Origin of the sequence: Rothia sp. HMSC036D11 (assembly GCF_001814205.1) — a bacterium.
Classification (GTDB): Bacteria; Actinomycetota; Actinomycetes; order Actinomycetales; family Micrococcaceae; genus Rothia; species Rothia dentocariosa.
In genome coordinates, this window is record NZ_KV815300.1 from 346 (window position 1) to 734 (window position 389).

A 389-nucleotide genomic window follows, 5' to 3' on the forward strand; every position below is an offset into this window, starting at 1 on the left:
AATGAAAGTCACCTGTTCTCACAGGTGAGACGTTATCAGCCGTGATGTTCAGTCCGATGCGGAGGACCCTCAATGAAAGTCACCTGTTCTCACAGGTGAGACGATTCTGCAACTAACATGGGCTAAAGGCTTCGAGTTGTGCCCTCAATGAAAGTCACCTGTTCTCACAGGTGAGACCGGCGTTTCACATCACCATGCGGGGCGCTCTGTTCCCCTCAATGAAAGTCACCTGTTCTCACAGGTGAGACCCCTATATGGCGGATTGAGCTAGACGCGAGCGCGTCCCCTCAATGAAAGTCACCTGTTCTCACAGGTGAGACTTGCCATTTGCCCATGCAGCGGCAGAATGATCCACACCCTCAATGAAAGTCACCTGTTCTCACAGGTGA

The 389-nt window shown here is 51.9% G+C and carries 1 CRISPR repeat array.

Annotation, left to right across the window (positions count from 1 at the left end):
• Window positions 1-388: direct repeats of the CRISPR family, unit length 27 nt; unit sequence AATGAAAGTCACCTGTTCTCACAGGTG.
• Window position 389: the final 1 nt, after the last annotated feature.